This is a genomic window from Nostoc sp. (assembly GCF_036917555.1).
GTDB lineage: Bacteria > Cyanobacteriota > Cyanobacteriia > Cyanobacteriales > Nostocaceae > Nostoc.
In genome coordinates this window covers 143,187-161,364 of sequence record NZ_JBALDD010000008.1, presented here as the reverse complement: position 1 = coordinate 161,364, position 18,178 = coordinate 143,187, and the positions used below count along the sequence as shown (strand labels likewise).

21 protein-coding genes and 3 pseudogenes are annotated in these 18,178 nt (G+C 41.5%); 9 read left to right on the top strand and 15 right to left on the bottom strand.

All coding sequences use genetic code 11. From position 1 onward, the window contains the following. Nucleotides 1-82: 82 nt before the first annotated feature. Nucleotides 83-328 (top strand): hypothetical protein, encoded by a 246-nt coding sequence (locus V7K60_RS03480; protein WP_334922969.1) that lies wholly within the window; start codon nucleotides 83-85, stop codon nucleotides 326-328. A gap of 185 nt (nucleotides 329-513) precedes the next feature. Here the strand turns inward: V7K60_RS03480 and V7K60_RS03475 are convergent, their stop codons facing one another. The 5 genes from V7K60_RS03475 to V7K60_RS03455 all read right to left on the bottom strand — a co-directional run bounded on the left by V7K60_RS03475 (nucleotide 514) and on the right by V7K60_RS03455 (nucleotide 2,959). Further along, nucleotides 514-720, bottom strand: a complete 207-nt coding sequence (locus tag V7K60_RS03475; RefSeq protein WP_334922967.1) for a hypothetical protein — start codon at nucleotides 718-720, stop codon at nucleotides 514-516. Continuing rightward, on the bottom strand, nucleotides 717-1,133 hold the full coding sequence (locus V7K60_RS03470) for a hypothetical protein (protein ID WP_334922966.1): 417 nt from the start codon (nucleotides 1,131-1,133) through the stop codon (nucleotides 717-719). Before V7K60_RS03470 ends, V7K60_RS03475 begins: the two co-directional genes overlap by 4 nt. A gap of 660 nt (nucleotides 1,134-1,793) precedes the next feature. Then, nucleotides 1,794-1,988 (bottom strand): hypothetical protein, encoded by a 195-nt coding sequence (locus V7K60_RS03465; protein ID WP_334922964.1) that lies wholly within the window; start codon nucleotides 1,986-1,988, stop codon nucleotides 1,794-1,796. A gap of 65 nt (nucleotides 1,989-2,053) precedes the next feature. Then, a complete protein-coding gene (locus tag V7K60_RS03460) occupies nucleotides 2,054-2,338 on the bottom strand; it encodes a hypothetical protein (RefSeq protein ID WP_334922962.1) in 285 nt (94 codons plus the stop codon). A gap of 39 nt (nucleotides 2,339-2,377) precedes the next feature. Continuing rightward, the gene (locus tag V7K60_RS03455; RefSeq protein WP_334922961.1) at nucleotides 2,378-2,959 is read right to left on the bottom strand and encodes an ERF family protein; all 582 of its coding nucleotides are present in this window, start codon (nucleotides 2,957-2,959) and stop codon (nucleotides 2,378-2,380) included. A gap of 664 nt (nucleotides 2,960-3,623) precedes the next feature. On the opposite strand from V7K60_RS03455, the gene V7K60_RS03445 reads away from it, so the two are divergent. From V7K60_RS03445 to V7K60_RS03435, 3 genes are all read left to right on the top strand, one after another. Further along, nucleotides 3,624-4,115 (top strand): hypothetical protein, encoded by a 492-nt coding sequence (locus V7K60_RS03445; RefSeq protein ID WP_334922959.1) that lies wholly within the window; start codon nucleotides 3,624-3,626, stop codon nucleotides 4,113-4,115. A 367-nt stretch (nucleotides 4,116-4,482) separates the two neighbouring features. Then, the gene (locus tag V7K60_RS03440; RefSeq protein ID WP_334922957.1) at nucleotides 4,483-4,788 is read left to right on the top strand and encodes a hypothetical protein; all 306 of its coding nucleotides are present in this window, start codon (nucleotides 4,483-4,485) and stop codon (nucleotides 4,786-4,788) included. Between the two features lie 150 nt (nucleotides 4,789-4,938). After that, nucleotides 4,939-5,220 (top strand): hypothetical protein, encoded by a 282-nt coding sequence (locus V7K60_RS03435; RefSeq protein ID WP_334922955.1) that lies wholly within the window; start codon nucleotides 4,939-4,941, stop codon nucleotides 5,218-5,220. Nucleotides 5,221-5,349: 129 nt separating this feature from the next. Here the strand turns inward: V7K60_RS03435 and V7K60_RS03430 are convergent, their stop codons facing one another. The 7 genes and pseudogenes from V7K60_RS03430 to V7K60_RS03405 all read right to left on the bottom strand — a co-directional run bounded on the left by V7K60_RS03430 (nucleotide 5,350) and on the right by V7K60_RS03405 (nucleotide 8,694). Then, nucleotides 5,350-5,712: a hypothetical protein gene (locus tag V7K60_RS03430; RefSeq protein WP_334922954.1), complete on the bottom strand. Its 363-nt coding sequence runs from the start codon at nucleotides 5,710-5,712 to the stop codon at nucleotides 5,350-5,352. A 216-nt stretch (nucleotides 5,713-5,928) separates the two neighbouring features. Next, nucleotides 5,929-6,519, bottom strand: coding sequence for a WD40 repeat domain-containing protein (locus V7K60_RS03425; RefSeq protein ID WP_334922952.1), 591 nt, complete (start codon nucleotides 6,517-6,519; stop codon nucleotides 5,929-5,931). Between the two features lie 156 nt (nucleotides 6,520-6,675). Then, on the bottom strand, nucleotides 6,676-7,068 hold the full coding sequence (locus V7K60_RS03420; RefSeq protein WP_334922950.1) for a WD40 repeat domain-containing protein: 393 nt from the start codon (nucleotides 7,066-7,068) through the stop codon (nucleotides 6,676-6,678). A 3-nt stretch (nucleotides 7,069-7,071) separates the two neighbouring features. Further along, nucleotides 7,072-7,389, bottom strand: coding sequence for a hypothetical protein (locus V7K60_RS03415; protein WP_334922948.1), 318 nt, complete (start codon nucleotides 7,387-7,389; stop codon nucleotides 7,072-7,074). A gap of 3 nt (nucleotides 7,390-7,392) precedes the next feature. Continuing rightward, a pseudogene (locus V7K60_RS35055) lies at nucleotides 7,393-7,644 on the bottom strand (WD40 repeat domain-containing protein); the annotation flags it as partial. Between the two features lie 97 nt (nucleotides 7,645-7,741). Further along, nucleotides 7,742-7,927, bottom strand: coding sequence for a hypothetical protein (locus tag V7K60_RS03410; RefSeq protein WP_334922946.1), 186 nt, complete (start codon nucleotides 7,925-7,927; stop codon nucleotides 7,742-7,744). Between the two features lie 83 nt (nucleotides 7,928-8,010). Further along, complete coding sequence (locus tag V7K60_RS03405) at nucleotides 8,011-8,694, bottom strand: Hsp70 family protein (protein ID WP_334922944.1); 684 nt, start codon at nucleotides 8,692-8,694, stop codon at nucleotides 8,011-8,013. Nucleotides 8,695-8,892: 198 nt separating this feature from the next. Between V7K60_RS03405 and V7K60_RS03400 the strand changes: the two genes are divergently transcribed. The 3 genes from V7K60_RS03400 to V7K60_RS03390 are packed head-to-tail and all read left to right on the top strand — an operon-like array spanning nucleotide 8,893 to nucleotide 10,197. Continuing rightward, nucleotides 8,893-9,321 (top strand): hypothetical protein, encoded by a 429-nt coding sequence (locus tag V7K60_RS03400; protein WP_334922943.1) that lies wholly within the window; start codon nucleotides 8,893-8,895, stop codon nucleotides 9,319-9,321. A 28-nt stretch (nucleotides 9,322-9,349) separates the two neighbouring features. After that, nucleotides 9,350-9,805 (top strand): hypothetical protein, encoded by a 456-nt coding sequence (locus V7K60_RS03395; RefSeq protein WP_334922942.1) that lies wholly within the window; start codon nucleotides 9,350-9,352, stop codon nucleotides 9,803-9,805. Nucleotides 9,806-9,822: 17 nt separating this feature from the next. Continuing rightward, on the top strand, nucleotides 9,823-10,197 hold the full coding sequence (locus V7K60_RS03390; protein ID WP_334922940.1) for a hypothetical protein: 375 nt from the start codon (nucleotides 9,823-9,825) through the stop codon (nucleotides 10,195-10,197). Here V7K60_RS03390 and V7K60_RS35050 read toward each other — a convergent pair. Together V7K60_RS35050 and V7K60_RS03380 are read right to left on the bottom strand one after the other, a co-directional pair. Continuing rightward, a pseudogene (locus tag V7K60_RS35050) lies at nucleotides 10,194-10,550 on the bottom strand (hypothetical protein); the annotation flags it as partial. The gene V7K60_RS03390 and the pseudogene V7K60_RS35050 sit on opposite strands and share 4 nt — an antisense overlap. Next, nucleotides 10,551-10,679 (bottom strand): annotated as a pseudogene (locus tag V7K60_RS03380) (ISAzo13 family transposase); the annotation flags it as partial. It lies immediately after the preceding pseudogene. Between the two features lie 68 nt (nucleotides 10,680-10,747). Here V7K60_RS03380 and V7K60_RS03375 point away from each other — a divergent pair. Further along, entirely contained in the window at nucleotides 10,748-10,963 is a 216-nt protein-coding gene (locus tag V7K60_RS03375) for a hypothetical protein (protein ID WP_334922938.1), read from the top strand. Between the two features lie 127 nt (nucleotides 10,964-11,090). On the opposite strand, the gene V7K60_RS03370 is transcribed toward V7K60_RS03375, so the two are convergent. Continuing rightward, nucleotides 11,091-12,938, bottom strand: a complete 1,848-nt coding sequence (locus tag V7K60_RS03370; protein ID WP_334922936.1) for a ShlB/FhaC/HecB family hemolysin secretion/activation protein — start codon at nucleotides 12,936-12,938, stop codon at nucleotides 11,091-11,093. 538 nt (nucleotides 12,939-13,476) lie between these two features. Between V7K60_RS03370 and V7K60_RS03365 the strand changes: the two genes are divergently transcribed. Then, a complete protein-coding gene (locus V7K60_RS03365) occupies nucleotides 13,477-18,165 on the top strand; it encodes a two-partner secretion domain-containing protein (protein WP_334922935.1) in 4,689 nt (1,562 codons plus the stop codon). Nucleotides 18,166-18,178 lie beyond the last annotated feature (13 nt).

Here is an 18,178-nt window from a genome sequence, read left to right as displayed (position 1 = left end):
ACCTCTAGTAGTACGGCGTATAATCAAAGTACTTGGCTCCCTAAGAGCGAAGTAATAGCTCCGAATGCATTCATGCTCTTATATGACCAATTCCACCGAACAACCCGATATCGAAACCAGACTTAATACTTTAGAAACAGAAGTAACTAGAATCAGAGAAGAACTAGATAATATTGGGCAGTCAACAAGAATCAATAGTGATACAATTCTTAGTCTGTCCAGAACTACTGCTGATTTACTTCAAATTGCTTTATCTAACGAGCGCAAAGTGAATCAGATTTTACAGTACCTCCGCGATCGCAACGGAGGTAGTAGTCCACCGACTTGAAGTGCAATTAGAGTCTGCTAAAAAATTAATTACGAAGCAAATCTGAATTAACTATTGCAGGAATTCTAGATTCTTCTCTAATCATTCTCCAACTTGTCTGAAAGGTTCTTTGTCCTAACGAATATTTGGGTGATGTCCAGTAATTGGGAATAGTGACAACTTTTGAAGTTTCCATGCGATTGCTCCTATTGCTGTTTTGATTGTGTTTGTATTACTCGTTGCTGCCTTTTCTCTACCAAAATCTGACCAATAGATCCCCCAGTACCCAGCCCAAACATAGCTGTAGCTACCGTGTACATTGTATTTCTGCCAAAAATTTGTACTCCAACGTACCCAATGGCAGTAGCTGCCACTATTCCACTGATTCCTTTGACAATCTGGTTGCGTTTCATAGAGACTTCCTTTGGTTGACTTGCAGCGTAAGCAAATACTTTCTACCTTCCCTTGCTCCCCGATAAATCAGCAAGCGCAGCGCATGAATCTCTTGAATGAAGGAGTTACAGTTTTGAGCGATCTCCGGTATCAATTCCTGTTGTAATTGCACATAATCTTGATAATGTTGTTCCAGTAGTTCAATCTTGGAGTTGAGGTGCTGCGGGTATTCCATCATCTTGATGCATCCAGTGACAAAAGCTTTCAGTAGGAGTAAATTATGAAACTCGATCCGTCCGTCTGAAAATTGCAGATAGACTTGTCCAGTTTGCATATCTCCTTCCCATTCAATACCCAAATATTGAAGTTTTTCGAGTAACGGCAAGAGTTCGTATTGTTCTATTGCTAGTTCTGGTTTTAACTTTGTTAACATGAGAAGTTTCTCCTTTTAGTTCTTTTTTGTTGGGACAAATTCTATTAATCTTGGCAATCTCTATTAAACAGCAGCCCGTTGCTCCTCAAAAGATTTTTTCTGTTTGCTGTTCAGTCATCTGCTCCACCTCATCAATTGCGCTCACTATTTCTCCCAAAACATTGAACACATCATTTAATACCACATTATTTGATGTAGAAAAGTACTCGGACGATTGAAGCCTGCGATAATCTTTACTGCTCCCCACAAGCTGCAATGTATATTGACAACCCTGTAATATAATATAGTCTGAATCTCTGATCTAGTTAATTTGATTTCCATCGTTGTTTATCTCCTTAAAATTTATCTCGTTGAATACTGAGACTTGCTCCGACTAAAGAACTGCCTAAGAAGGCAGAAAAACTTATCAGCATTGCACCCAGGCAAATATTTTTCTATTGCTGCCAACCAGAGATGATTATGTTGGAATTATTAGTCTCGATAATCTTTAGCCCCCAACAAGCCATTGCTCCAACTCCTAAAAACCCAGTTAAGAGCATAGAGACAATTGCAGTTGTTTCTATAGTGCAGTCAATGAAAATCCTGAGGTTAAATCTTTTTCTAATACGGCGGTGAAGAACCATAGTGGGATAAGTGGATTAGATCGGCATATAGCGTTTCCTATGACTTTATGATTTGTAGATGATGTGAATTGAAAAAAATTCCCTGGCTAGATGGCATATTTGGGAAATGAACACAAACCATGCTGTGGGCTGAATACTGAATTACTGTGACTGTTTGCCCTAATTTTGGGTCTTTTTCTACAACTGTTTGAATGATTTTGATAACTGAATTAATTGGTGGAAGATTAGCCATTTTTAATCCTTTGTTAGTCAGCCTGTTATCAATTAGTAATTTGAGTTTTTGCCGATACCATATTGCTATCTTAGAAAACTTACAGGAGTACAGATTTTTGACCAGTCACAAGCTCCAATAGGAGTATCCCAAGATAAGCTTACTTCGCTGCCAAAATACCCTAGCCCCCAATGCCAATTGTTGTATTCTGGCTCTGACTTCCATCCAAACCAAAGAGCAACACTCACTTTAATCAGATACAGAAACTTAATCATCCATCCGCCACTGTAATCAAAAATGAAATCATCAAAATCTTTTAAAAATCGGTCATTTGTTAGTGTAATTAAATCCATTCTTGACCAAAGATTCATCTTTTTATCTACCCCTCATTTGAAGTATGATTTCTCTTCTCAATTTAGTTCAGGCAATTGTGCAAGCGCTCCCTGCATCCAGTCACTGATTGCTGTTGTTTCATCTACTCCTCGTGCTACAGCGTCAACTATATGTTTCTGATAAGAGTTAGCAGCATGATTCGGATGCCCAAACTTATTTCCTGTCCAAGCCAAACACATAGTTTTCACTAATTCATTAATCTTGGTAGAATCAAGTTCACTCGGACTCGTAACATTTCGAGAATGCAGCCATTCTTTGACTAAATCGAGTGGATAATTTAGAAGCGTGCGAACTTCTTTGACTCGCAAATCTTTTGGGTTAATTGATGGCACAGTTACAGCTTGTTTTGTTGGCTGAACCAAGAGATGTTGATTCTCTTTGCGAGATCTAATATTATTCTGTGCTTGTTCAGTCTTTTTAAGAGTACCAGCACCTTCAGCATCATTATCTTCATCAGCCGTGACTGATAAAATTGCACAAACTGCGTATCTACGAGCGTAGGTTAAGGCTGCACCAAACTTTTGAGAGTCAGCAATCTTAGGTAAAGGATAAGTGCTGGTGATGCGCTCTTCAGATTCATGAAATAAATGCGATTGCATTTCTCTGGGGGGAGCAATCGCCCTTTCTCACTTGCAGCCTTGTTGATTGCACCCGACGAAACCTACAAAATGACCATCTTGGTAGAGTTTGGTGCTGACAGTTTCACAACAGTCACATCCAAGGTATGGAGAAGAGGGAACCATTGAGGCAGACGCACCGAATTGCTGGCGAGAGATTGTTGATCAACAATGCTGATTTAGATGCCCCCAGCGTCCCACTCCCCAGAGAAAGATCATATCCTGCAGAATACACGGAAGCGATCGCTGCTATTGAAGAACGCCATAAACAGGAACTAGAGCGACTTTCCCAGGAATTGAGAATTGGTTTGCAAGCAGAAGCAGGGGCTAAAGCCGAAGCCCAGGTACAAGAACAAATCCAATCTCTGCAAAACTTGTACAAGCAGCAGAAAGAGCAAAATATCCAGTTACAGCAACGGCTGAATGAAATGGAAGGGTTAAGGAAATTGGAGGCTGAGAATCAACAACTCAAACAGCGTATTCAAGATTTGGAAAACGCGGTTGAACAGCGCTCTTCTCAACAGTGGGGAAATACCATGACCCAGCAAGCGACCAAAGCGTTGAACAAGCAGGTGAAGCAAGCCCTGGAAAAGACAATTGATTTGCGATCGCTAGCTATTGAACCACCCAAGGAAAATGCCCAGGAATGTCTGCGGCTGATGGGTATGGCGTTGAAGAATCTCGCCAGCACTATGAACAATTTCGCACAGCGTCTCGTAGAGAAGGTACTTGTTCCGCCGCTCCCATCGCAGAAAATGAATTTTCTTCAAGTTCAGCGATCGCTAATCAAACACCGGGGCAAGTAGAACAGGAGAATTCAGCTTCTTTGTTAGTTGAAAATTCAGCTTCAAATGGAGAAATAAAAGCAAATCATGAAGGTCAAAGTTCCGTCGCGTCTGTACCAAATCTTGAAAAGTGGTCGCATGAGACTATAGTTGCGCGGTCAAATCTGCGACCAGAGCGTATGCAGAAACTCAAAGTTGCGGCGAATTCGGGGCAGAATCCGGGGTTTGACTTCTTGCAGGAGTGTTGGAATGACGATCCAGCGCTGGTGATCGCGATCAACAAACTGCTGGCGAAGTTTCCGCAGTGGGGAATTGCTTGTGTTGATGGGGTGCTGATTAAGTGGAATGGGTAATAAATACTTACATTCATTTTATTGCTTAGGCTAACAACCTTGCTTCTTTTTAATTAGAAATGCTTTTTCAGTAAGTTTTCTAGATAAAAAATTGTAAGAGTTGTTTCTTGACAGACTCTTAGATGATCCTACTTTCGTAATAGTCATTAAAATTCAGTATTAACACTGGTATAGACTTGAACTTTTAGTAGTATTTTATACTGAAATTCTTTTAGTTTTTCAAAGCAAACTAACCAGCATTAAAAACGCTACAGCTATTTGAAAATAGAAAATTACACAAGAAAATCTGATCAAAAATCACTTTCTAGACAGAGAAGATGATAAACAATTTCGCCGCATTATTCGTTACCTCAAACGCTGGAAGGATGTGAAATTCTCTAGCAACGGAAACGCAGCGCCGATTGGAATTGGCATTACCGTTGCAGCTTACCACTGGTTCAACCCGGTTTACACTCGTGACTCGTTTACAAATATAAAAAACTACGACGATTTAGAAGCCTTGCGATGCTTCGTCAACGCTATGCTTGCTAAGTTCCAAAATCTATACTTTAACAGCAACATAGTTCAACGGTTGATAGTGGAGTTACCTGTCTCTCCCCATAACAACCTGTTTGAGAAAATGACTGATAATCAAATGGCAGATTTTCAGGAGAAATTAGAAATTCTACTATAAGCCATTGGGGAAGCTCAACAAAAAGCAGACCCTGCAGAAGCTTGCAAAATCCTTCAAAAACAATTTGGAGATGACTTTCCCATACCCAGTCGAGAAGACACGGCACAAAAACGACCGCCAGCCATTATTTTCTCTAGTGCTTCAGCTTAAATGCTAGATATAGAAACACAACTTAACATCGTTGCATCTCTAACACAGGAACAATATCTTCATGATGTACGTATATTACCTGAAAATGATCTGAATAGTTTCAAAACCCACGGTGTTATATGGGCAATTGAGGGACAGGTAGCTATTGCGGGTAAAAACGTAGCGTTGTGTATTGGAGTTGATTGTAACTTTCCTCTTTGCCTACCAAAAGTATTTCTGCGTCCATCAGATGCTCTTGGCTTCATTCCACATGTGGAGGAGAGGGCAACATTTGCTATTTAGATTCCGAGGGACTGCTGCTAAATTCAGAAGACCCTATTGGCATTATTTTTGAAGCGATCGCTAATCAAGCACAGGGGCAAGTACAACAGCTACAAAGTCATTCAGTTGTCAAGGTTTTTCACCTTGTGGCTAATCCCTCAAAACCCTTTTGGGGCTAGATTTATAGCCAACGAATCGCACGAATTCATCGTGGTCGTATGCAATGTAGGCTATCAGTTCTTTGCCACAGTAGACCTCACGGTGGTAGAAGTTGATTTCTATGGTTATCAGTGCTTCGGGGGCTACGGCTTGGGCTTGGGTTGCGATGAAGCTGTCAAGTTCGGATTGGCCTATAGCTTGTTCGTTGGGGGCAGCAGGAGTAAGTTTCTGAATCTTGCTGGCTTGATAATCAGCGATCGCACTAATCCAAGAATCCTTGCAGCGCTTGTCGCTTACTTTGGCTGTACAAGCGATTTCACTGTAGATTTGCTTCAGCCGAGCTATGGATTTCAATTGCAACTGTTGTGCTATGTAAATGGTGGAATGGCGCTAGGAAAAGCTGAAACACTTGTGGTTTAAGCAGTTTGCAATTGCTTGCGTAATTCATGCCGGGGTTTTGTCATCAAGGGGTAAACTTTTGGGCGGCGTTTACGAACTCGTGGTTCACTTCTGCCAGGGCGATCGCTCACAGTCTTGTGAACAATAACTTTTAGTAAAGTGCGATAAATTTCAAGTGTAAATATTTTGTTTTGTTTCTAAATCCCAGACGATAATATTACCAGCTTCATTACCACTAGCTAAGATTTTGCCATCAGAACTGAGAGCAATAGCGGTAATAATATTACGCTTTCTCGACTCCCACAATGGTTGTCTGCTAATAACATGACTTAATTGCTCAGTATTGAAATTCCATATCTCAGTTATAATAGTACTGTCATGCTGAAAACCACCTATTGCTAAAGTTTGAGCATCGGAACTGAAAGTTAAATGTTTTGGATAGTCTTTTACTCTCGTACCAAATATTTTATTGATGCTGCGAAGACTTTTTCCTGTCTTCAAATCCCACTTTTTAAAGTCTATATAAGTCCCACCAACAATACTGCCATCTCTTTGAGGTTCTTCAAAAGAACTACCGCCAGCATCGCAACAGACTAGGGTTTTACGGTCGGGATGAATAGCAATCGCAGCATCATTCCTCTTAAGCGCAATTGTATAAATACACTCAAAAAAATGATCGGGATTAAATTCTAAGATTGCCTGTTTTACTTTTAATTCTGAGATATCCCGCAATAATAATTTATATGCTGCTAACTGTACCATTTTTGATGGGTCTTTTAAAGCCTGAATTACTAAATCCCAGCCTTCCTGTTTATATGATGGAATTATTGAGTGCGATCGCCATAATCACCTAATTTTAGAAATACGCTTTCTATGGGATAATTTTTTTAAATTACAGAAGTGCGATCGCACTTTTTTCTATCCTTGTGGCATTCTCCATATTTTAATAGTCCCATCTACACTACCACTAATAAGAGTTTGCCCATCAGCGCTAATAGCGACAGAACGAACTCCAGCTGTATGTCTGTTGAAGATGGCTTTTCCCCGTCCTGTCTGTAAGTCCCATACTTTGATAGTGCTATCCCCAGAACTGCCGATCAAATTCTGCCCATCCAGACTGATAGCAACACAAAAAATAATGCCTGAATGCCCAGTTATGGTAAATTTTTCTTCTTTTGTACACAAAACCCAAACTTTAATAGTGCTATCACTACAGGCACTAACTAAAATTTCTCCATCTGGGCTAATTGCAACTGACTTAGCACTCTGAGAATGTGCTTTTAGGGTACGAATTAGTTCCCCTGTCTCCAAATTTCATATATCAATACGATTACTACTATTAGCATCGACAAGAATTTGTTTATTTGGTGTAATAGCAAGACAATGACTATGGGCACCATGATGAGGTTTTTTCAGGGTACGCAGTTGCTGTCGTGTTTGTAAGTCGCACACTAAAATCTTCCGTTGATTAGTAATGCTACAGACCAACAAGTGACCATCAGAACTAATAGTAAAGCTATCAATTCCTCCTGACATAAACAAAAGTCTGATTCCTGATGAAGATTCAGTCTCGTTTTTATGAGTAGCAAAAGTGAGAATATCCTCTTGTATACCTGTCTGCAAATTCCACAATTTGATTGTTTGTTGGCAACTAGTAAAAATGCTTTGCCCATCAGGACTGAAGACAACCGACTGAATATAGTCTGAATGCCCAACGAGATTTTTGACGAGATAACCTGTTCTTAAATCTAGTCGAATTGTGTTGTCAACACTGCAACTAAAAATATTTTGCCCATCAGGGCTGATGACTACGCTATTAACATCATGTGTGTGTCCGCTGATTGTTTGTAGGCATTCAAAAAGTAGCCAAGGATTATACTCACGCAGTGCTTGTTTTACTCTTGTTTCGTCCGATGCTGGAAAAGCAAATTTTCAGCGGTTTGTGTACTTGTGGTGATACATCTGTCAAGGTCGGAATTAGTAATTATAAACCTACTTCCCCATAATTGAGTGCATCTTTTAGCACCGCAATTCTTTGTTCAAAAGATATATTACCCAAACGCTTTATAACATCCTCTATTCCGACTAAAACAACACCATCAACAGGTAATGGCACTTGTCCACCCAACACAGCATCATATTCTTTTGGTTGATTCTGATTCTCTGCCATTGTATTTTTACCAGTCTACTATTAGTAGTATTCCCGTATTTTTTTAACGAACCGCCAAGGACGCCAAGAGCACCAAGGAAAAATTATTTGAGTTTAGCGCTCGCTCCCCTATCAACTAATATTTTTCCCGTTAGCAAATCCTTTACTATTACTACTAATACCCGTTGTTCATTCACTTCAAATTGTACTTGTATTCGGTCTATTCCTGTTTGTCCAGGCAGTTTGATATGAGCAACACATACCTGTTGATGATGAATTTCCAAAGAGCGATAACTATCTTGTTTGACTAATTGGCTGCTCGTCATCCTTCCTTGAGGATCGTAATAAACTTCTGCTTGGGAAACTTCTGCTACTTCCCCAATATCAAGGCGGATTTCTCGCTGTCCCTCTGTGGCGACTTGCAGAGTTAAAGCTTCAGAACGCGCCCCTGGATATTTTGCCCCTTTTTCAATCAAAGTTAAATAACAATAACTTTTGCTGTGGGGTTCCCAAAGACGAATAGCATAACTGTGGTGCAGGTAATCATCAACTGCTGCCATTTCGCTTAAAGCTAATGCGCCATGTGCGACAGCTTCAAAGGGTTTGTCTAATTTTACTTTTTGTCGCCCAAAATAGGAAACTACTAGTTGTTGTACGGCGGGAATTTGACAAGTACCACCTACTAATAAAACCTGTTCAATTGTAGATTTGCTGATACCTTTAGCAAGTGCGATCGCTAACAATTCTTCTGGACTCAAGTCGTTAGCGATCGCGATCTGTTTTGGCATAGTACTTGGATAAATGCACTGCAACGATTTCACGCTTATTATAAGTAATTATCTGAACTTGATATAATTAGCAATCCCCAGTTCAAGCACTTGCTAACCGCAGACATAGAATAAAATACACCCCAATATCTGTGCGATCGCACTCCTGCTAACAATCTCTGGCATGACCTTGATGAAACACTATTATTTGATCAATCTATGGCTGGTAACTGTTTCTATCTAGTATTAGAAGATCCAGAGAATTCTATAGAAGGTAACGTGATTGCAATTAATTTTAAGGGAGAAGCCGCTAGAACGACTGGGATTAACCCCGATGACCCCCCGCGCAAGTGGTCAGCTTGGAATGGTAAAACTTGGCAACCGATTCTGCGCTCTCAAGACGATGATAAAACTAAAGGATTTAGCTTTAGCGAAATCGCCCAACCCTTAGAAGGAGCTGATGTAGTTCTCCATTTACCGCAAGTATGGGCCAAAAGCAACTTTGGCACAAACTACAGTGGTCATTGGATACGTTGCGTTTATACAATCAATCATGAAGCGCAACCTTCTTACAGTAGCTCTCCTAGTATAGTCGGTTTGACTGTGCGTGCCATTGGCGGTGCAATGGATGCAACTCAATGTATCTGAATTACAGAAAAACTACTGGGATTGAGCAATGGCAAAGCAGGTCAAGTATTTGAATTGCGATCGCAAACCTTTAGGTGTGCAGATTAAGTTAGAATCACCTGAATATGTGGGAGTCAGCGTTGAAACTGAGGTGATTCTAGAACCAAAATACAACAATCCACGCGATCGCCAAGAAATTCGCTCTTTATTGCTATCAACTCTATACCGCTTTCTCAATTCTCTTGTCAGTGGGCTTTTGGGTAAGGGTTGGGAATTGGGTCGCCCTTTGTATCCTTCAGATATCTTTGCAGTCTGCCAACAAATTCCGGGAGTCCGCTATCTCGGTGCTGTGAAACTATACGGGTTGCGTAAGTTTGATACTGAGTGGTTTCGTGCAGATATCCCAGAATTAGAGATTGACCCAGGCCCATTGGGAATGATTTGTTCTTGGGAAGATGAAAATCCTCAAGTGCATTCTATTCACCAAATCGAGTTTCGGGATTAACAAGTCCAATACTAAATATGACTCAAACAACTTCACATCCATCACTAGCCATTTCACTGACATGTATGCAACCCCCAGAAGCCGTTGCATTTAATGCTTTATCACTCAAAGGCAGCAAAACTGATGAGACTTTCAGCAACAATTTGCTACTGCGTCCTGGCGAAAGAGGGGAAATGTTTATCACCCTGGAGAACTTGGGGAGCAAGTCAATCAGATGGAAACTAAAAATTGAAGGTAACTTTCCCGCATATTGGTGTCAGTGGCATCAACAAGACTTTGAAGAAATTGGTCTTAACGAAAAGCTGGAAAAAGCGATATGTTTTCTAGTTCCAGATAACTTTTTTGAAAATCAGCTAGCTTTGCTTTTTTCTTCGGATCATCCCATACCTTAGATGCTATTGGCAATTTTTTTGAGTACACCCACGGCTGGATGGTTTTTATCAAATAATGCTAGTGGGACTCGGCGCTCAGAAGCATCCGCAAAGGCAATAGTTTTTGGGATTGGTGGGTATACGGTGCCAATCTCTGATAGTTGTTCTGAGCTTTTCACCCAGACATTTTGGTTGTAATAAAAATCACCACACTGTTCTAGTGTAAAACCACCCAGCAATAATCCCAACCACACTTTTACCATCAGCATTTCCAACGCACATTGCAGTTTAACTAAAGAAATCTCATCTTCAATATGAACAATGTAGTTAGCGATCGCACTTTGCCATTTTTGCACATCTTCATCTGATGCCAGTTTGTAGGCAAACTCTACTATACGTTTCATAAATTGGGTATGACATGAACTATTCTGTGGCCCATTATCTTGATTAAGAACTAGGGTTTGAATATCAGAAAAACGATGTTTTTCTGCTAACCAAAAATCTGACTATGCTTAAAATCTACGTTGCAATTGACTTCCAGCAAATACTTATGAACTGAAGAGGTGCAATAATGGCTAAACCACCTTTTAAAGGCAAAAAAGCCACCTCTGCTACATCCAACAATTTAAAAGCAACCGCTAGTTCTGCAGAGGATATCTTTGATCCAGAAAATCCTGTTAAAGACCCACACATCAAAGCTACTGCACACAAACTGGCTCATTTGTTCTACCGAATCTGGGCAACTGCTGGAGAATATTCTGATCCTGGTATGGACTACTATGAGTAAAAACACCAGGAACTGATTCTCAAAAATCTCCAGCAAAAAGCTCAGGCTCTAGGTTTAAAATCTTATTCCTATTTCTCACGCCACCGAATGTGTTTCTTGAAAGAGAGTTATTCCTACGCAAGTCCCATTAGAATGGCTGTCTATAGACCAGGGAAAAATAAAACCCCTGCTCTTGCAACGTTTGTTTATCTCCAGAGACGCTAATTAGGGGTATACCCCAATCAAATCGAGCCGTGAGGCGATCGCTCATATTCAACAGCAATCCTGAACCAACTGAAACTAAATCATTTTGGGAAGGATTGACTGCACTTTCCTGGTTGAAGCCATGACCAAAGTCTACAAAGGGGGTGAGTTGTAAGACTATTTTCGAATCACGAATTCTAAATTTTTTGATGGGAATTCGGACTTCAGCAGACAGAAAGATGCCACTATCTGTAAGTAATAGGTCTTGGCGATAACCCCGAACGCTTTCCTGTCCTCCCAGTCCAAATTGTTCTAAGGGAACCAAGACTTTGTTTGCCAGTTGGATGTCTCCTCGCAGCAGCAGCAATGTATCTTTAGTATCTTTAGCCAACAACCGCACATATTGTGCCTGCCCTCTCCAGGAGAAAAAGTTGCCTTCAGGAGTAGGAGTATTGGGCGTAGGATTCAAAGCATCTAAACTGCCTAATCCAAAACTGAACTGAGAACGAAGAGCCAGCACTTGTTTACTGTTTTGGATTGTGTAATCTTGAAAAAACCGCAGGGCTGTAATGGCAGTCGTTCCCCCAGCATCGGCTCCCGCTGATGGGAAGGGAATCTCGCCTCCCAGCAGTGTTGCTCCACTTTCCCGATGGCTGCCTGTCAATCCGAGAGCAAACTCCTGAGTTGTGGTTTGTATAATCGGTTGACGCACCGTCAGTTCAATGTAATTGGAATTAGAGTCGATATCGAGGACATCAAATGGTTTCTCGATTACATGGCTGAAGGCAAAACCGCCGCTTAATGTAATCGTGCCATTATGGGGATTGAAAGGAATGGTATAGCTGGTATCGAGGGAATTACTACCATCAGTATTGGTATAGGTCAGGAATAGACTGTCGCCCAAGCCCAGAAGGTCAAAATTGGTCAGTTGCAGTTGGCGACGAAAAGTACCCACACTAGGTGTGCGTCCGTTATCGAGGGTGAGTTGAGCCTCCCATTTGGGAGCTTCGGTCACTTGGATCTCCAGCAAACTTTTACCTGGCTGCGTCCCTGTAGACAGTTCAGCTGAAATATTCTTAATCAACCGATTATCTTTGAGTAGCAGAAGTTTAAGGGCTTCTTCCAAACGCTTTTTATTTAGGGGTTTAGTTGTGGCCAGTGCTACACGACTGCGGACATAGTTTGAATTGAGATGCCGAGTTCCCGTAACTTTGATGTCTTCCACTCCCCCTTCACTAATTTGAATTTTGACCACTCCGCCTTCTAAATCCTGGGGCGGAATATAGGCTCCAGAAGTGATGTAGCCATTATCTACATAGAGTTTAGTTATCTTGGATCGCATCTCAAACAGTTCTGCTAGAGAGATGGGACGGTTGATGTAATCTTTGGTGATCTTGTCAAAATCTTGCTGTGTGAATACCGTACTCCCGATGACCTCAACTCGCGTGACCGTAGTTGTGGTGGGAACATTCCCTGGTATGGGTGCCGAAGGTGGAGTAACTGGGGTACCGGGTTGAAGGATTGGGGCTGAAGAAGGCGGTTGAGGCGAGGTGGGCGCAGGTGGCAGGGTAGTAGGCGTTGGAGAGGGAAGGGGGATGACATCCTGTGGGAGTGGCAGGGTAGGGGTGGGAGCTTGAGCAGAATTGATAGTTTGGGCGTTGAGTGGTTTTACAAATAGATTACCGATCACTGCCAAACTCAAACAGAACCAGGGTAGATGGGATTTATTCAACATGGGGAACATATACTGATTTAGGAGTGCTGTAGCAATACTTACAAAACCCAATTTCATAAAATAGTGAAATATAGGCGGATCAACAGAAAAATTGCGCTTTACGAAAAATTTTCTGGTAAATTTTTATCACAATTGTAAGCATTAATCCAATAAAACCTGGGTTAATAAATATTGCTAGATATTTAGCTTCTCACCAATGTTTCTTCTGTCTAGTACACGATGAATATTTTTTTTTAGAAGAATAAATACTAGTAACGTAATAAACAATTATTGTAACAGTTTACAGGACGGAAAAAAAATGTTCGATATGGAATCACACGCAAACAGTACAATAACCAGTCTAGATTAGATTTTTTCCGATTAATTTTAAATAGTCAATGGTGCTACACTGGTTTGTAACTTTTCTTGTGGACATTTTGTAGGTATTATTAGCATATATAATAAATCAGTCCCAATACTTGCTAAACAACAGCTTTAGCATTTCAACGAATGATCTACCCCTGTGATCGGTTACTAAGTATTTCGGTAATTGCATCATTTCAAATAAACAAAGCCTGTAAGGTCTTGCTAAATCTAAGATTAAAAAACAAAGTTAATGATAAAAAATACACCTAAAACCTGGTTTGCAGTCAGTAATGCGATCGCCTACAGCGGGGCTTTGTCCATCGCATTGCTGACCAGCGTTAGTCCAGCGCAGGCGCAGATTGTGCCTGACAAGACGCTGCCGGTAAACTCGCAGGTATCACCGGGAATGTGTGCTACCTGCACGGTGATTAATGGCGGTACGGTGCGGGGGGCAAACCTGTTTCACAGTTTCCGCGAGTTTTCCATCCCCACGGGCGGGGAAGCCTATTTCAACAATGCCGCTCAGATTCAAAATATCCTGACGCGGGTTACTGGCTCGTCAATATCGAATATTGATGGCTTGATTAAAGCGAATGGCATCGCCAATCTGTATCTGCTCAACCCGAATGGGATTGTCTTTGGTCCTAATGCCAGTCTGAATATTGGCGGTTCCTTTGTGGGAACGACAGCAAGGAGTCTAAAGTTACCGGATGGCAGCGAGTATAGTGCGACAAATCCCCAGGCTCCGTCGTTATTGGCGGTGAATTTAGTGCCGGGGGTGCAGTTTGGGGCGAGACCATCGGGATCAACGATTACCAATGCGGGTAATTTAGCGGTGACACAGGGGCAGAACCTGACGCTGTTGGGTGGGACTACGACAAGTACAGGAACGCTAACTGCACCAGAGGGAACGGTGCAGGTATTGGGCGATCGCGTTGCGCTGTTAGAGAATGCCCGTGTAGATGTGTCTAGCTCAACACAAGGCGGGACGGTGTTGATTGGTGGAGACTACAAAGGTCAGGGGACAGTTCCGAATGCGACTCAAACTTATGTCAGTCCCAATGCAGTCATTAATGCAAATGCCAAAACTGAGGGGAATGGTGGCAAGGTAATTGTCTGGGCTGATGGCACAACTCGCTTTTATGGAAATATTAGTGCCAATGGAGGAACTCAGGCTGGGGATGGTGGATTTGTAGAGGTTAGCGGGACAAAGAATCTCAACTTTCAGGGATTTGTGGATACTTCAGCAACTGTTGGCAAGACCGGAACATTGCTGCTCGACCCAACTAATATCACCATAGTTCCTGGTTCTGGTTCTAATCCACCCAATGCTGCGGATGGGATATGGAGTTTCACGGAAGACCCTGGCGCTCAGACGATTGGCGCAGATGTGATTAGCACTCTCCTAAAAAATAGCTCCGTTACCTTGCAAGCAACTAATAATATTGATGTTAAAGCTCGAGTTTTCGCTACAACGACCAACAATTTAACTCTTCAAGCAGAGAATATTTCTATTGATAGGAATGATCCTGCAATTCCTAAATCTAATTACATTTATCTGTTACCACCCAATGGAAAAAAAGGTGGTGACATTACGATCAAGGCAGATTCTTTGTTATCTCTAAAAAATGAAGGACAAATTAATACCTTTATCCAAAGAGATCCTAGTGAAAAAACAATAGCTGGAACAATAGCTGGAGACATTATTGTTACTGCCAAAAAATTGATAATCCAGGGACCAACAGATGGGAAAGGAGGACTCACTGGAATTTTCAGCACAGTAGGTAATGGAGCAGGAGCACCTAGCAGAGCGAATGATTTAGGCACGGGAGGCAATATCAAGATTACTATTTCTGGTGGAGCATTGCAGATAATTGGTATCAATGATCTAGGAACCAAAGATGGCGGTGATGCAGGAATCGCTAGTAAAACCTTTGGAACTGGAAATGCTGGAACCATTACTATTGACACTGGTATCCTTGAGGTTAGTAACGGCGGTTTTATAGATAACAGTACTACAAACAATGGAAATGCAGGGGCAATTAATATCACAGCACAATCAATAAATCTAACTAATGATAATCTAAATCGTCGTGCCATACAAAGTGTTGTGCAAAGTCCTCCAGAGGTAAATAACGATCCCACAAAGGGTAAAGGTGGTGATATTACCATCACAACTAATTCGCTTTCGATGTCGAATGCTGCAATTTCTACTGAAATGCAATCTCGCACAACTGGTTTAAGTGGATTATCAGGAAAAGCTGGAGATATTCATATTAAGAGTATGGGTGCAAATGGCACAATCCAATTAACTAATGGAGCGCAACTAATTTCCAGCATCTCTGGAACAGGTGATGGGGGAAGAATAAGTATTTCCGGTGATCCAGGTGATGTTTCCTTTAGTACATTGACTGTAGAAACAAATCCTACTGAGTCAAAAAACACATCTTTACAAACTCAAGTTAATCAAGGTGGAAATGGAAAAGCAGGAGATATAACTATTGGTACAAGTAACGCTGTCACCTTTGATAAAGGTTTTGCCTTTAGTACTGTAGAACCAGGAGCAATTGGTAATGCTGGTATTATAGACATCAAAACCGGGACACTAACGGTAAAAGGTGGCGCTCAACTGCAAACCCTGGTTCGTGGAGAAGATGAAAATTTAGATCCTATTGCTGAACGGCGTAATGCTGGAGGAATAAGGATTGTTGCTGATAATTCTGTCACCTTTGACAATGGTTCTGCCTTTAGTACTGTAGGAAAAGGAGTAACTGGTGATGCTGGTGCTATTCTCATTGGAACCGACTTAAATTCTGATGGAAATTCAATTCGGTTTCAAGAAGGCTCGCTAAGTTCTTTGACGCTGAATAACTCTCAAATTACAACAACTAATTCTGGTAGTGGTAGTGCAGGGGGTATCTTCATTAATGCCCGCGATCAGGTTTTAATTCAAGGTAGAAGCGAAATCTCCAGCCAGGGTAATAATGGACTAATTTTCATTGGAACTGAACTTAATACTGATGGAAAATCATCATTTATTACTCAAAAAGGCTCGTTAAGTTCTTTTAAGCTGCTGGATAACTCTAAAATTACAACCAATGATTTTCCTGATTCCAACAACCTTAATACAGATTCTAATATTCAGGCAGGGGGTATATTCATTAATGCCCACGATCAGGTTTTGATTCAAGGTAGAAGCGAAATCTCCAGCCAGGGTGATACTGGAAAGATTTTTATTGGAAACGAACTTAATACTGATGGAAAATCAGTTATTACTCAAGAAGGCTCGTTAAGTTCTTTTAAGCTGCTGGATCACTCTACAATTACAACAAATAATTCTGGTAGTGGTAGTGCAGGGGGTATCTTCATTAATGCCCGCGATCAGGTTTTGATTCAAGGTACAAGCGAAGTTTCCAGTAAGGGTAATAATGGAGGGATTTTTATTGGAACCGAATTGAATTCTGATAATTCAACTACCCAAGGCTCGTTAAGTTCTTTTAAGCTGCTGGATCACTCTACAATTACAACCAATGACTCTCCTGATCTTGATAAGCCTAATACAGATAGTGACATTCTGGCAGGGTATATCTTCATTAATGCCCGCGATCAAGTCTTGCTCCAAGATAACAGCGAAGTTTCCAGCCAGGGTAATTTTGGACGAATTTTTATTGGAACCAATCTGAATTCTGATAATATATCAACTACCCAAAGCTCATTAAGTTCTTTTAAGCTGCTGAATAACTCTAAAATTACAACCAATGACTCTCCTGATTCCACGCCTAATACAGATAGTGACATTCTGGCAGGGGATATCTTCATTAATGCCCGCGATCAAGTCTTGCTCCAAGATAACAGCGAAGTTTCCAGCCAGGGTAATTTTGGACGAATTTTTATTGGAACCGAATTGAGTTCTGATAATATATCAACTACCCAAGGCTCATTAAGTTCTTTGACGCTGCTGAATAATTCTACAATTACAACCAATGAGTCTCTTGATTTCCAAAATTCTGAGATTCAGGCAGGGAGTATCTTCATTAATGCCCGCGATCGAATCACTCTTGACAATCCTTCGGTTGACAATCCTTCGGTTGACAATTCTTCGGTGACTGCTACTAGCAAAAACGGTTATGGGGGCAACATCACGATTGATCCCGATATTTTGCTGCTACGTCGCGGCAGTCATATTTCCACCAGTTCAGGTACAAACGGGTCTGGTAGTGGCAATGGTGGGAACATCACAATCGACAGCACATTTATCGTTTCTGACCCACTAAAAAATAATGATATTACTGCCAACGCCTTCGGTGGCAGTGGCGGTGAAGTAACGATCAATGCCAAAAACCTCTTTTGGATTTTCCGGTTAACTCGGCAAGACCTGGCTACACGGTTAGGATTACCCCCTGACACTCAAGATTTCAACAAACTGAACCCCAGCGATCAATCTAATACTGCGAATCTTCAGAATGACATTACTGCCATCTCCCAGACTAATCCCACGTTGAACGGTGTCGTCACCGTTAACTCACTCGATCTGGATGTTACTCAGGGATTAGGAGAACTCAACCTAGTACCAATCGACACTTCACAACTCATCGCTCAGGGTTGTGCCACTGGTAAACGGTTTACCTTGAATGAAAATAAATTTGTGGTAACAGGTCGGAGTGGCATCCCCGCCAGTCCAGAGGATGTCTTCCGTAGTTCCCGTATCCTTACCGAACTAGACACCCCCACAGTCACAAATAATCTTGCCAACAGCCCCGCTACCCCTGCTACCACCACCCCCCGCACCTCACCCCACCCGATCATCGAAGCCCAAGGATGGATTGTTGCCCCTAATGGCAAAATTCGCCTAGTAGCCCAATCCACCAACCCGATCGCATCACCTCTCCAGCAAAACCCCATCACTTGTCCAGCCAATTCCAGCCTTTTGAAGCCCTAAAAAGGAATTAACC